The organism is Kothea flammea, from assembly GCF_052161645.1.
GTDB lineage: Bacteria > Planctomycetota > Planctomycetia > Pirellulales > Pirellulaceae > Laterigemmans.
The window spans coordinates 1,987,789-2,001,910 of record NZ_CP197414.1; the positions used below are offsets into that span (position 1 = coordinate 1,987,789).

A 14,122-nucleotide genomic window follows, 5' to 3' on the forward strand; every position below is an offset into this window, starting at 1 on the left:
CCTTTTCAAAGGGAAACTAGGGAGACTGGTGAGACAAATTGATGAACTGAGCCGGAACTGCCAACTGTTGGCCATCCGGAAGTTCGATTAGAAACAAGCGAGTCGACTGATCGACCATAACGCCATCACTGGCCAACTGTTCCACGGTTGATTGCGGAAACATTGGCTGAGGTTCCAAATGACGCACGAGCTTGGCAAGCGTCTGGCGGTCGCCCAGCGAGCCGAGTGGCTGGCGGTTGGGCGCACGATTCACGGCTTGATGGGTGTCCTGATTCGTGTCCGGCAGCGAAGCGTTAGCCAAGTTGTTGGCGCTGGCAGGCGCAGCTGGTGGCTGATCGCTGGCACCGGTCTGCGGGCCATGATCAAGCGGTTTGGTGTTTGGGGAATCTGTTTGTTGAGCCAGCCTAGTCGGCGCATCACTTGGCGTATTGACTGGGCTCAGTGGGTATGAGGTTTTTACGGGGGCAGCCAGATAGCCGGTAAAGGCGCCGATCAGCAAAGCGGCAGCCAGCCCGCTGAGCCACCGCGTCCAGCTGAGGCGATCGACCGCCGCCGGGCGACTGGCAGCGATCGGTTGTAATTTCTGTGGCGGTTGTGGCTGCTGCTTGATTGCAAAGCTCAGCGGTCCCTCCCGCAGGGCCTGCGACCAGCGGCGAGCTTCGACAAAACTCAATGCCAATGACCGATATCGCTCCGGTTGGGCTTCACAGGCCGCCAGAAAATCATCTTCCTGCTGGGGCGATAGTTCACCATCAACGAAACGTTCTCTTTGCAGTTCTTCGATTTCACTTTCTTGCATGACCATTGCCCTCCTCGACACCCACCTGAACCAAGCGCGCCCGTAGTGCTTTGCGAGCCTTGGTTAATTGATATTCCACCGCTGTAAGATTCATCCCCAGACTTTGGCTAATTTTCCGATAGGTCCAACCATTCACATATTTCATTTCTAACAATTGACGTTGCTCTGCTGGTAAGTGCTGGAACTGCTCACGCACCAATTGCCGTTTTTCATCAACCAGCAGCGAGAACAAGGGGTCAGCTTGAGCACGCTCAACCTGCTGGCCCATTTGCGAGGCGTAAGTCGATTCCCGTTTTTGGCGGCGGAGCCAACTTCGCAGCGCCAGCGCGCACTGGCGGATCGCCACGCGGGCTAGCCAGGGAGTCTGTTCCGTGGGGCACTCCGGCACGCTGGGCGACCGCGAGGCTGCCAGCCATACCTCCTGCAATACTTCCTCTTCACAATCGAGCGGCCGAATGCGGTTGGCAATCAAACGTCCCAGCCAATCGGCATGCTGCAGCGCCCAACTGAGGTCGGTGCTGTCGGCATCGGGGCCGCTGTTATTCACGCCGCCGGTAGCACTAACTATCGGGCTGCCGGTCACACTGCCGTTGCGCCCGGCTGGTGGCTCCGACAGGGTGTCCGGGGCGGTCGTTTCGGATGTTGGTTCGGCACTCATGACACCCTACATATTGCCGCTGTCGGGCGAGTGCCAAAGAAAAAAACAAAATCTTGACGGGAAACTGCCATCACAGCTACTGCAGTACTCACAGCCCCAGTAGCTCGTCCAGCTGGTCCTCGGTCAAAACGGGAATACCCAAACTCTCGGCTTTGCTCAGTTTACTCCCCGCCTTTTCGCCAGCGACTAGGTAATCGGTGCTGCTCGAAACGCTGCTGGAGGCCCGCCCTCCGTATTGTTCGATGGTCGCTTTCATTTGATCGCGAGTATATTTCGTCAGCGTCCCGGTCACGACCACTGTTTTGCCCGCCAGCGGCAGGGGCTGACTTTCCTCTGCGCCATCCCCTGGTTGCTCGGCCGCGTAGAGGTCGGATGTCAGCCTGACGCCCGCTTGTCGCAGCCCGGCGATCGTTTCTTGCCCATGTTGGCTAGCCAGAAAACTGTGCACGCTGTCGGCGATGATGGGGCCGATCTCATTGATATCCGCCAACTGCTGAGGATCAGCAGCGCTCAGCGCCTTGATGTCGGGAAAGTTTTTGGCGAGCACTTTGGCGACGCGGGGGCCCACGTGCCGGATGGCGATGGCGGTCAACACGCGAGCCATTCCCCGGTCCTTGCTCGCTTCGACAGCGCGGACGATCTTGTCCGCTTTGCGCTGCTTGACCAACTCCACGTGCTCCATCAATTGTGCCGCGGTGAGGTCGTACAGATCATGATAGTTTTTCACCAGCCCCGATTCGACTAATTGATCGATGATCTTTTCACCGAGGGAGTCAATATCCATCCCACTGCGACCCGCATAATAGTAGAGTCGCTGTCGCAGCTGCGCTGGGCAAGCCGGGTTGGTGCAGCGAATATAGACACCTCCCTCGTCGCGTTGCAGTTGTGAATCACACTGGGGACAACGAGTGGGAAAGTGATAAGGTTCCAGGGTTTGCTGGCGACGATGTTTTTCCACCCGCACCACTTTGGGAATGATCTTTCCCGCTTTTTCCACAACCACCCAATCGCCCACGCGGGCGTCGAGCCGTTCGATCTCATCGGCGTTGTGCAAGCTGGCGCGACTGACGGTGGTGTCGGCGATATTGACTGGCTGCAAATAGGCAACCGGCGTGATGGCTCCCGTCTTACCGACTTGGACATCAATTTTTTCCAGCTTGGTCACTGCCTCATACTTTTCAACCTTATAAGCGATCATCCAGCGGGGACTTTTGGAACGTGCCCCCAGCCGCTCGCGTTGTGAGAGATCATTCACTTTGAAGACCAACCCGTCGATCTCAAAGTCCATCTCGCCGGCAGCCTCTTCGCTGGCATCGACCGCTGCCAACGCGTCGCTGGCTTGGCGATACAACATCACGCCCGGGGTGGGTGTCAGCCCCAGTCGGCCGATCAGAGCCAGGAATTCCATGTGGCTGGAGATATCCAGACCTTCGCAATACCCCATCCCGTGACAGAAGAAACGCAGGTTGCGGGCGGCGGCGACTTGCGAATCCAACGTTCGCATGGTGCCGGCGGTAACGTTGCGGGTATTTTTGTAAGGTTCCAAACCGGCTTGTGCTTGCCTGAGGTTCAAATCGGCAAGGTCCGAATTGGTCATGTATACTTCGCCCCGGACTTCGAGATAAGTCGGCGGATTGCCGCCAACTAATTTCAAGGGCACGTCTCGGATGGTGCGAATGGTGTGGGTGACATCATCGCCGACTTGGCCATTGCCGCGGGTGAGTGCGCGGCGCAACACGCCTTGTTCGTAAATGATCGAGCAAGCGACCCCGTCGATCTTAAATTCGCGCACCCAGCTGATCGTTTCCTCGGGCAGCAATTTTTCGGTGCGGGTAAAGTAGGCGGCCAGCTCCTCGCGGCTGTAGGTGTTGTCGATCGAGAGCATCGGCACACGGTGCGGCACCTGCTCGAGATGGGGCACCGGTGCGTCGCCGATCCGCTGGGTGGGGCTATCGGCAGTCACCAACGTTGGATGGGCGGCTTCCAGTTGCTTGAGTTGGTCGAGCAGCCGATCGTACTGGAGATCGCTGATTTCGGGAGCCGCGTCGACGTAGTAACGTTGATCGTGGTGGCGAATTTCAGACCGCAGTTGGTGCAATTGCGCCACCACATCGGCGGGAGTGGTCGAGGAGTGGTTATGGGATCGGGCCATCTTGCCGTTATCGCCGAGCGAGAAAAGTGGATTAACTAGTGGAAACAGTGGGCCGCTGCCAAAATGGCCGGCGACCGTTATTGTGATGGATACAGCAACGGTTATCCCAGGCCCCTTTCCAATGAGTCCGCCACATTGCCCGCAGCCGATCATCTTCCCGAAAAAACCAGCCTGTCTGAGCAAGCCAGCGGCCTGAGTCGCCCAATTTTGGTGCGGGGGGCTCGCGTGCACAACCTGCAGAGCGTGGATGTCGATATTCCCCGCCATCAATTGGTGGCAATTTGCGGAGTTTCTGGCAGCGGGAAGACTTCCTTGGCGCTCGATACGTTGTACGCCGAAGGGCAACGGCGGTACATCGAAAGTTTTTCGGCTTACACGCGGCAGTTTTTGCAGCGGCTCGATAAACCGGATTGCGAGAGTTTGGAAGGCCTGCCACCAGCCATCGCCGTGACGCGATCGGGTGGGCATCGCGGCAATCGCAGCACGGTGGCCACGGCAACCGAGACGGCCGATTACTTGCGTTTGCTGTTCGCGAAAGTTGCCCAGTTGAATTGTTACAACTGCGGTGCCGAGGTGCGAACGGCCAGCCCGCAAACGGTCTCCGCGGCGGTTCAGCAGTTGTCGTCTCAACTGCGGCTGATGATCGGTTTTCCCGTGTGGTTGCCCAATCGGGTTGAGGCGGCGGAGATCTTGGCCGATTTGCAGACGCAAGGTTTTTTGCGACTGGTGTTGGGCGAGCAAACGTTCCATCTATCCGATGAAAATCGACAAAGTCTGGCCAAATCGATCGATAACCGCCGTGGCAGCGAAGCCGTTGTAATCGTCGATCGGCTGCGTTCCAGCGATGAAGCGGCTCGTTTGACCGAATCGCTGGAGACCGCGTTTAACGAGGGGAATGGCGAAGCCAGGTTGCTGTTGGAACCGTTGCCCGATGCTGCAGAGTACCCGGCCGGCTTGCCGATCGGCGCCACCGCAAAGCTGTTGACGGTCGATGGTGGCCAATGGGTGGATGTGCGGTTAAATCAAACTCGCCGCTGTGATGTTTGCGACATTGATTATCCCGATCCCGAGCCGCGACTGTTCAGTTTTAATCATCCGCTCGGTGCCTGCCCGGAGTGCGAAGGCTTTGGGGACGTGATGGAGTTGGATATGGATTTGATTGTTCCCGATCGCACAAAATCGTTGCGAGAGGGGGCGATCGCTCCTTGGACTTCGCCTTCGTACCGGCACGAGTTGCATGAGTTACTGGAGATCGCCAGGCGGCGGAAATTGCCCGTCGACGTTCCCTTTGCCGAGTTGCCTGCGGAGGTTTTGCAGCTGATTCAAGAAGGTTCCGAGGTTGATGACTTTGGTGGTCTGCGAGGTTTTTTTGCTTGGCTGGAACGGAAGAAATATAAGATGCACGTCCGCGTCTTTCTCTCCCGTTGGCGGACTTATCGTCGTTGTCCCACATGCCAAGGTCGGCGGTTGCGGCCGCACGCGTTGGCTTATCACGTTGGCGGTAAAGATTTAGCCACGTTGATGGAGCTGGAAGTCGAGCAGGCAATTGAGTTTTTTGCCCAGCTGGAGTTAACCTCGCGGGCGGCTGAGATTGCCGACGAATTGTTAGCTCAGATCCAAGGTCGATTGGGTTATTTACGGACCGTCGGTTTGGGATATTTGCAGCTCAGCCGCACGCTGCGGACATTGTCGGGAGGTGAGAGTCAGCGGGTGGCGTTAACCGGCGCCCTCGGTTCATCCTTGGTCAACATGTTATATGTGTTAGACGAACCGACAGCCGGTCTGCATCCGCATGATGTCGATTGTCTTTGCGAAGCGATTGTGGCGCTGCGTGACCGCGGCAACACGGTGGTGGCGGTCGAGCACGATGAAGCCATCATGCGGCGAGCCGATCATTTAATTGAGCTGGGTCCGGGGGCGGGAACGATGGGAGGACGGTTGGTGTTCAGCGGCAATTTGGCGGAGATGGTGGCCAGTCCGCAGAGCATCACTGGCGATTTCATTGCTGGCAGGCGGGGTAAGTTGTCCGAAGTTGGCGAGCGCCGTCGGCCTCGTGGTTGGTTGCGTCTGAGTGGCGCGAGCGGCAACAATTTGAAAGATCTTGAGGTGGCGTTTCCGTTGGGGGTGCTTTGCTTGGTGACTGGGGTTTCCGGCAGTGGCAAGAGTTCGCTGGTGATGCAAACGTTGCATGGCGCGTTGTGCAAACGGAAACGAAAATCAACCAGCCAGCTGCTACCTTATCGCGATCTGATTGGGGACGGGCAACTGGAGGATGTGTTGTTGATCGATCAATCTCCGATCAGTCGCAGCCCGCGGAGCAACCCGGTGACTTACATCAAGGCCTTTGATGCGATTCGCGAAGTGTTTGCCGAAACGGTAGCGGCGCGGACACGCGGACTGACTGCGGGACATTTTAGTTTTAACAGTGAGAAAGGCCGCTGTGAGACTTGCCAAGGCGATGGAGTGTTGGCCATTGATATGCAGTTCTTAGCGGACATTACCATGCGCTGTCCAGCTTGCCAGGGCACGCGTTACCGGCCTGAGATCTTGCAGATTCGTCATCGTGATCGCAACATTGCGGAGTGTTTGCAGATGACGGTGCGTCAAGGGATGAGTTTTTTTCGGGGGCACGAAAAGTTGCTCAAGAAGTTGCAGCGGTTGATTGATGTGGGCTTGGAGTATGTGGGACTTGGTCAATCGGCAACCACGTTGTCATCGGGAGAAGCTCAGCGGCTGAAATTGGCGGGTTTCTTGGCCTCCGCGCGTCGCCGTCGGACGTTATTTATTCTCGACGAGCCTTCCACCGGATTGCACTTTGCTGATATTGTGAAATTGATTGATTGTTTTGATGCCTTAGTGGCTGATGGCCATTCGCTGATTGTGGTCGAACATAATTTGCAGTTGATGCGAGCGGCCGACTACATCATCGACTTGGGCCCCGGCGCGGCCGCTGCGGGTGGCCAAATCGTGGCTGAGGGAACACCCGACGAGATCGCAAAAGTAGCCAAGTCAAAAACGGGAGCATGTTTGCGGAGAGCATAATGTAGAGCGATTGTCCCCAATCGCTTGCGCATGCCGAATCGCCTGAAGGCTAAACACCAGCGCATGCTGGTGTCCCGGCTTCAGCCGGCCAAGGGCAATCGGGATCGCCTGAAGGCTACACACCAGCGCAGGTACCCAACGCTCTTCAGTTCATGATATCCTCAAAGGTGTTCCAGCCGTATCCCCTATTTATGCGGACGGTCACCTCATGCCTCAGGATCCAAGTACGATGTATCGGTGGCGGAAATGGACGCCAGAAGAAAGACAAACCATTCTTGCCGAACGAAGGCAGCGACATCATCCCCCGCATTCACCCTCGCATATCGCAAGCGATCATACATCGATCTACCTCATTACCGCCGCATGTTTTGAGCACGCACCGATCATTGGACGCAGTGACGATCGTCTCGCGAGCTTCTCTACACAATTGTGCGAACTAGTGCATCAACACTGTCGATCGGTGTTTGCCTGGGTTGTGTTGCCTAATCACTACCATGTGCTGTGTGATGTGATTAGCCTCGATTCATTGTTTCAATCTATTGCTAAACTTCACGGTCGCACATCGTTCGAGTGGAATGGCGAAGACAAATGTCGAGGCAGGCAGACTTGGTGTAAGGCTGCGGAGACTGCGATGAAATCGGAAGGTCACTTTTACGCATCGCGGAATTACGTTTTGCACAACCCAATTCATCATGGGTACTGCGGAAAGTGGATGGATTGGCCGTTTAGTAGCGCTGCGGAATTCCTTGAGAACGTCGGACGCGAACAAGCATTGCGTTTTTGGAATTCGTATCCTCTGTATGACTTTGGCAAGGATTGGGATCCACCAAGTTTATGAACACACGCTGGTGTCCCGGCTTTCGCCGGTCAATCGCATGCCGAATCGCCTGAAGAGATCGTCCAGCTTACAGCGATGCGTTTTCACTGCGTTTTTCGCGGTTGTATAGCGTCAAGGTGTTCTGAGCGAGCGCCAGCAGGCCCACCTCGGCTCGTACCCGAGCTAATCCGTGACCGTGTTGAGTAGCCTGATTGCGGTGGAGCTTTCCGTCGCCAAAACTTCTTTCAACTGATGAACCACGCTTCCCTCGACTCTGGCGACCCGCTTCACCTGACATCTTTTCCTTTTGCGCATCCAGTAGATGCTGTTCTTTCTGGCGGCTGATGGTCCGACGTTTTGAGCCATTACCCAAGCACTTGAACGCTAGTGGACAACCCAAGCAATTTTCCTTCGACTGCTCAAAACGCAGTTCCGGTACCATGCGTCCACAGGCGCGGGGAAGCTGCACGGTACGTACTAGTTTCATCGCATGGCCACCAGGGCAGCGCAGCTCGCCGGTGGATCGATCAAAGTCGAATTCGCCTGAGGGTATTTGGAGTTGACCGTTGGCCAGTTTACGTTGCTGCATGATGTTGTCCTGAACCGGTGCCCACAAATCAATTCCCAACCGCTCACAATCCTTCAAATCAAGAATCGAGCAGTAGCCGGCGTCGGCATGAATCGTCCGCAAGCAACCCTTGACGATACGTTGGCATTGCTCGATCATCGGTCCCAGGGTTGTGTTATCACTGTTTTGCCGAAACACTTCAAAACCTAAAATCACACCACTCTGGCAGTCGGTCATATACTGGATGTTATAGAGCGGTCGGACCACGTCATATTTGTCTCGGCCAATCACCGCCTCGGGGTCAGCCGGACTTACGACCAGCTTGGCTTCATCGCGGCGATAACGTGAGTGAGCCTTGCGATTATCGCGGATTTTATCAAGCAATTCGCGTTTTGCTTGCCGCAGACTGTGCAATTGCCTGCCACGTCCTGCGGCGGTTTCAGCAATCCACTTCGGGACCTTCTCGAGTGGCTTTGCGGCAGCGATCTGAAGCGGGTCGTCAATTGACCAGATCGCTCGTTTGAGTTTATTCAAGCGACGATTGATCTGCTTGAGATTGTAGATTTTGTGTCGTGACGCATTGGCCGAGGTGAACGTTCCATCCAAAGCGGCTTCGACGGGATCGACCAGCCCGTTATCGGTTGCATCATTGATGAGCTGCTGGTGGAGAGTATCGATGAACTTGCCAGCTCGGTCTCGAAAGTCGTACCAGGCTGAACGCGAGGGAGCGATGCCTTGGCCAACCAGCTTGCATTGATCTCTCGAGGTCGCGTCGCGAAACCACTGGGCCGGACTGGTCAGTCCGGCGAGGATCTGAACCAGCACAACGGCGAGCATCAATTCAGGCGGATACGGTTTCGATCCGGTACCTCGATACACCTCACGCAGTGTCTGCAAATCGAGGCGGCTGATGGTTCGCCGGACGGCCTGGACATGGGAATCGTCTTTGAGCTGCTCTTGGAGAGCAAGTAGTTCTGGGGAACCTTCCGCCAGGGGCGGATACTGGAATGCAGTTGTTTTTTGGTGACGGAGTCATTAGCTTTCAACTGGCCTCGTCGGAGTGACAATAAATCACTCGCACTCGTAGTGCGAACAGTCCACCCCGTGCGAGGCCAATTTTTTTTGCTAGCAAATCATAAGCTGTAAGCTGGACGATCTCTGAAGGCTAGACACCAGCGCATGCCGGGATCGCCTGAAGGCTAGACACCAGCGCATGCCGGGATCGCCTGAAGGCTAGACACCAGCGCATGCCGGGATCGCCTAAAGGCTAGACACCAGCGCATGCCGGATCGCCTAAAGGCTAGACACCAGCGCATGCCGGATCGCCTAAAGGCTAACCACCATCGCTTCCATCACTTATCGGCCGCTTCGAGGGTGACTTCGAGTTCGAGTTCTTCGCCGTCGCGGATGATCTTCACCGCTTGCGGGACATCGATCGGAAGTCGCTCGATGGCCCGTCGCAATTCGACGGGTTGCCGCACGCGGCGGCCACCAAACTCGATAATCACATCCATCTGCCGCAGCCCGGCTTTGTCGCCAGAGGAGTCTTTGGAGACTTGGTAGACAACCACCCCCTGGTCAATCTCCATTTTCAGAGCGTCGGCGAATTGGCGTTTGAGGGCTGCCAGTTGCACGCCCAGCCGCGAACGTCGCACGCGTCCATGGTCGAGTAACTCGTTGGCGATCCAGTTTGCTTGATCGATCGGCACGGCAAACCCGATGCCTTGAAACACGCCGTTGCGAGTGGCGATGGCCGTGCTAATCCCGATGACTTCCCCATCAATGTTGACCAGGGGGCCACCTGAGTTGCCCGGATTGATCACGGCATCGGTTTGCAGCAGCGCCGCGCGAGGGATCGTCGGCAAGGTGCGATCCTTAGCGCTGATGATGCCAGCGCTGACGGTCGCTTCGAGTTGAAAGGGGCTGCCGATCGCCAGCACCCAGTCGCCAATCTCCATCAGGCTGGAATCGCCCAGCGTGGCGGGGACCAGCGGTAATTCGGTTGTCACTTTGAGCGTGGCAATGTCGCTTTTTTCATCACCAACAATTTCGGCAGCCGGCAATTCCGAGCCGTCTTGCAATTTGACAATGATCCGAGCCGCGTTGCGGATTACGTGGTTATTCGTCAGCACCGTGCCGGAGGCGGAGATGATCACCCCCGAGCCGAGCCCAGTGGCTTGCAATGGCTTGTCCAACTTGTCCTCTTCGCTGGAATTCTCCTCGTCGGCAGCCGCGTCGGGGGCATTCTCACCGGCTTGGCCGTAAGCGATGATCGTAACCACCGAGGGGATGGCGCGGCGGGACGCTTGGCGAAACGCCTCGGACAGTGCCCGGGGGCCGGCCGCTAAATCGTCGGCGACCACTCCGCTGGGGAGCATGAGCAACCAGCCGCAAAGTAACCAGTGAGTCAGATATTTGTTGTGCATAAAGGCTGAGATCATCGAGTTGCCGAGATTGGGGTGGGTGAAGATCTGCGGTAGAATAAACATGGTAACCAGTCGTCCACTCGTTTGCCCAGAGAGCCACAAAACATGTTACCAGCTTCTTTGATCGCGAAGAAACGCGATGGGGGTCGTCTCAGCGAAGAAGAAATCCAGTCGCTGGTCGATGGTTTTGTGCGCGGCGATGTGGCCGATTACCAAATGGCCGCGATGGCAATGGCGATTTGTCTGCGGGGCATGGATGCGGAAGAGACGGCCGCCCTCACGATGGCGATGCTACACAGCGGACAATGCTTGCCGCGGGCTGAAAACGGGCCGCCGCGAGTCGACAAACATAGCACGGGAGGACTGGGGGACAAAATCTCACTGATTCTGGCTCCGCTGCTGGCGACGTGCGGCGTGCAAGTACCGATGATCAGCGGACGAGGGCTGGGGATCACCGGCGGCACCTTAGATAAATTGGAATCGATTCCCGGTTACAGCGTCCAGTTTGAATTGCGTGATACTCCCTCGCTGCTGCAACGGGCGGGATGTTTCATCATCGGTGCCAGTTTGCAAATCGCGCCCGCCGATCGCAGGCTCTACGCGCTCCGCGATGTCACCGGCACGGTGGAATCCGTGGCCCTGATCACGGCCAGCATTCTAAGTAAAAAATTAGCGGCGTCGCTCGACGCCCTGGTGATGGATGTCAAATGTGGCAACGGAGCATTTATGCACTCGCTCGCGCGCGCGCAAGAGTTGGCCGCTTCGCTGGTGTCGACTGGGCAAGCGGCCGGGTTGCCGGTGAGAGCTTTGATCACCGACATGGAACAGCCTTTAGGGAGAGCTGTGGGGAACGCCATCGAAGTCAACGAATCGCTCGACGTGTTGGCTGGAGAAGGACCGGCGGAAGTTCGCGAGCTGACGCTACAATTGGCGGCCGAAGCGTTGGTGATGACAGGAGTTTCGGTCGATCTTCCTGCCGGCTACGCGCTCGCCGCCGCGCAGCTCGATGATGGTTCGGCGCGAGAACGTTTTGCGCAGATGGTCGTTGCCCAAGGGGGCAGCTTGAAAGGCCCTTTGCCATTGCACCAGGCACGCCCCATTTATCCGCAGCAGGCAGGCACGCTGGCCGAGATCGATTGTCGAGCGCTTGGTGAATCGATCGTCGCGCTGGGAGGTGGGCGTCGCAAAGTCGGTGATAATATTGACCACCGCGTGGGGCTCGATGTGCGGGCTCGCATCGGTGATGCAGTCGCTCCCGACCAACCGCTGGCTTTTCTGCACTGCAGCGGAGACGCTTGCGGCAAGGTGTTGCCACGTTTGACAGCCGCATTCCAAATCCGCGACGAGGCTGTTGAACCGCGTCCCCTGGTGCTGGCGACTAATAGCTCGGAATTGCCATGAATCAGAATTTGCCAAAACAAGACTCGCTCGCTTCCAATCCGCTCGATCAAAACCCGCTGCTGGGGCAATTTCTCTTGCCCAGCGAGTTGCGGTTGCCGGCAACTTGGGCCCAGCGATTAATCGCCGCCGCGGTGGCGGCTCGCGAGCAAGCTTACGCCCCCTTCAGTCGCTTTCGCGTGGGTGCCGCTTTGTTGACTGGCGAGCCAGCTGCCGGTGAGCCGCAGATATTTGTCGGTTGCAATGTCGAAAACGCTTCCTATAGCGCCACGATCTGCGCCGAACGCGTGGCGGGAGGGGCGGCGATCGCGGCTGGTCAACGCGCGTGGAGTGGCATAGCGATCGCCACCCGTGGCGGCGCGGCGCCGTGTGGTGTCTGTCGCCAGTTTTTAGTCGAGTTTGCGCCGCACATGGAAATCATCTTATTCGATGTCGATCAGCGAACCTGCCGCCGCCGCGTGTTGGCCGATCTGTTGCCCGACTACTTTCGTGGAGCTGACGTGCTCAGCGAATAAGTGGCTCAGCGAATAAGTGGCTCAGCGAATAAGTGGCTCAGCTGATATACTGCTAAGCACCTCCTCATAAGTCTTTGGGCAAAACGGAATCAGCTGGAACGGGCTAGCCTTCGGTTTCGCGGAACCGTGAACTAGCGCTCAACGGCTGATCAAACGGAAAGACTTATTTCGAGGTGCTTAGCTCGGCTATCTGCAACACGTGTTCGAAGTGAGGTGTGAGATGATCAAGGCGGTGCCGCGAGGAATTTTGTTTGGCCGTTGTGGCGGCTGGTTGGTGCTGGTGCAGTTGGTCTTTCTCTGCTATGCCAGTCCAGACCTTTGCGGTCAATCCCCAGCTCAGCCTGCCCCGCGGACCGTTGGTTCTCAGCCGCCGAATATTGTGTTCATCTTTGCCGATGATCAATGTTTCGACACGTTGGGGGCGCTGGGAAACGACGAGATTGAGACACCCCATTTAGATCGTTTGGTTCGCCAGGGGACGACGTTCACGCACTGCTATAACATGGGATCGTGGAGCGGCGCGGTTTGCGTGGCGAGTCGCACGATGCTTAATAGTGGCCGCTATCTGTGGCGAGCTGAGTCAATTTACGGCACTTCGGAACGGGAACGTCAACAGGGGCGTTGGTGGTCGGAGTTGATGAAGCAAGCCGGCTATCGAACTTATATGACTGGCAAATGGCATTGTCGCGCAAGTGCCCAAGCGGCTTTTGATGTCACGGCCGATGTTCGTGGCGGGATGCCCGCGCAAACGCCAGCCGGCTACGATCGGCCCCCTGCGGTCGGCGACGATCCCTGGAGCCCGTCAGATCCAAAGTTTGGCGGTTTTTGGGCGGGAGGCAAGCACTGGAGCGAAGTTGTCGGCGATCACGCTGGCGAATTTCTGGAGCAAGCAGCGGGTCGCGATGAACCCTTTTTTATGTATCTCGCTTTCAATGCGCCCCACGATCCGAGGCAGTCGCCCCAGTCCTACGTCGATCGTTATCCGGCCGCGTCGCTGCGAGTGCCGGACAACTTTTTGCCGCTGTATCCTCATAAGGATGCCATCGGTTGCGGCTCGGGGCTCCGCGACGAACGGTTGGCGCCCTTTCCCCGCACCCCGCAAGCGGTGCAAGTTCATCGGCAAGAGTATTACGCGATCATCACGCACATGGACGATCAAGTGGGCCGCATCTTGACGGCGCTGGAAAGTAGTGGCAAAGCTGATAACACTTGGATATTTTTTACCGCCGACCATGGCTTGGCGGTCGGCCAGCATGGTTTGATGGGCAAACAAAATTTATATGATCACAGCGTCCGCGTGCCCTTCATGGTGGTCGGACCGGGAGTCCCCGCGGGGAATCGCGTCACTGCGCCGATCTACCTGCAAGATGTGATGCCGACCAGTTTGGCGATAGCTGGCGTCGAGCAACCGGAGTACGTCGAATTCACGAATTTACTGCCGGTCATCGCGGGGCAAACGCCCCCGCCGCGGCCGATTTATGGAGCTTACTTAGACCTGCAGCGGAGTATTCGCACGGCACAGCATAAGTTAATCGTCTATCCGCGAGTTCCCGTCATGCGGCTCTACGATATCCAACAAGACCCACTCGAAATGCAAGACTTGGCCAGTGATCCCGCTCAAAAAGAGACGGTCGGTCGCTTGTTCGGTGAATTAGTCGAACTGCAAGTGGCGATGGACGACAAGCTCGATTTGGCGAGTCAGTTTCCCGAGTTGTAGGCACAGATTTTTAATTTTGATCGTTTCAGC

At 57.0% G+C, this 14,122-nt stretch carries 11 protein-coding genes; 5 read left to right on the plus strand and 6 right to left on the minus strand.

Annotated elements, in window-relative coordinates:
• Nucleotides 1–16: 16 nt before the first annotated feature.
• The 3 genes from SH139x_RS07095 to ligA all read right to left on the minus strand — a co-directional run bounded on the left by SH139x_RS07095 (nt 17) and on the right by ligA (nt 3,609).
• The gene (locus SH139x_RS07095) at nt 17–799 is read right to left on the minus strand and encodes a hypothetical protein (RefSeq protein ID WP_488354576.1); all 783 of its coding nucleotides are present in this window, start codon (nt 797–799) and stop codon (nt 17–19) included.
• Nucleotides 786–1,457, minus strand: coding sequence for an RNA polymerase sigma factor (locus SH139x_RS07100; protein WP_488354577.1), 672 nt, complete (start codon nt 1,455–1,457; stop codon nt 786–788). Before SH139x_RS07100 ends, SH139x_RS07095 begins: the two co-directional genes overlap by 14 nt.
• Nucleotides 1,458–1,545: 88 nt before the next feature.
• Nucleotides 1,546–3,609 carry an NAD-dependent DNA ligase LigA gene (gene ligA / locus SH139x_RS07105; protein ID WP_488354578.1) on the minus strand — a complete coding sequence of 688 codons (2,064 nt, stop codon included), beginning with the start codon at nt 3,607–3,609 and terminating at the stop codon, nt 1,546–1,548.
• Nucleotides 3,610–3,672: 63 nt separating this feature from the next.
• Here ligA and uvrA point away from each other — a divergent pair, with 63 nt between their 5' ends.
• Nucleotides 3,673–6,651: an excinuclease ABC subunit UvrA gene (gene uvrA, locus SH139x_RS07110; RefSeq protein WP_488354579.1), complete on the plus strand. Its 2,979-nt coding sequence runs from the start codon at nt 3,673–3,675 to the stop codon at nt 6,649–6,651.
• 206 nt (nt 6,652–6,857) lie between these two features.
• On the opposite strand, the gene SH139x_RS07115 is transcribed toward uvrA, so the two are convergent.
• Nucleotides 6,858–6,992: a hypothetical protein gene (locus SH139x_RS07115; RefSeq protein WP_488354580.1), complete on the minus strand. Its 135-nt coding sequence runs from the start codon at nt 6,990–6,992 to the stop codon at nt 6,858–6,860.
• A 290-nt stretch (nt 6,993–7,282) separates the two neighbouring features.
• Here SH139x_RS07115 and SH139x_RS07120 point away from each other — a divergent pair, with 290 nt between their 5' ends.
• Entirely contained in the window at nt 7,283–7,489 is a 207-nt protein-coding gene (locus SH139x_RS07120; protein WP_488354581.1) for a hypothetical protein, read from the plus strand.
• A 67-nt stretch (nt 7,490–7,556) separates the two neighbouring features.
• Here the strand turns inward: SH139x_RS07120 and SH139x_RS07125 are convergent, their stop codons facing one another.
• Both SH139x_RS07125 and SH139x_RS07130 read right to left on the minus strand, forming a co-directional pair.
• A complete protein-coding gene (locus SH139x_RS07125) occupies nt 7,557–9,029 on the minus strand; it encodes a transposase (protein WP_488355978.1) in 1,473 nt (490 codons plus the stop codon).
• Nucleotides 9,030–9,388: 359 nt separating this feature from the next.
• Nucleotides 9,389–10,525, minus strand: a complete 1,137-nt coding sequence (locus SH139x_RS07130; protein WP_488354582.1) for a S1C family serine protease — start codon at nt 10,523–10,525, stop codon at nt 9,389–9,391.
• Nucleotides 10,526–10,567: 42 nt separating this feature from the next.
• On the opposite strand from SH139x_RS07130, the gene SH139x_RS07135 reads away from it, so the two are divergent.
• The 3 genes from SH139x_RS07135 to SH139x_RS07145 all read left to right on the plus strand — a co-directional run bounded on the left by SH139x_RS07135 (nt 10,568) and on the right by SH139x_RS07145 (nt 14,092).
• A complete protein-coding gene (locus SH139x_RS07135) occupies nt 10,568–11,863 on the plus strand; it encodes a thymidine phosphorylase (RefSeq protein WP_488354583.1) in 1,296 nt (431 codons plus the stop codon).
• Nucleotides 11,860–12,375, plus strand: coding sequence for a cytidine deaminase (gene cdd / locus SH139x_RS07140; RefSeq protein ID WP_488354584.1), 516 nt, complete (start codon nt 11,860–11,862; stop codon nt 12,373–12,375). Before SH139x_RS07135 ends, cdd begins: the two co-directional genes overlap by 4 nt.
• Before the next feature lie 220 nt (nt 12,376–12,595).
• Nucleotides 12,596–14,092, plus strand: coding sequence for a sulfatase family protein (locus tag SH139x_RS07145; protein ID WP_488354585.1), 1,497 nt, complete (start codon nt 12,596–12,598; stop codon nt 14,090–14,092).
• Nucleotides 14,093–14,122: the final 30 nt, after the last annotated feature.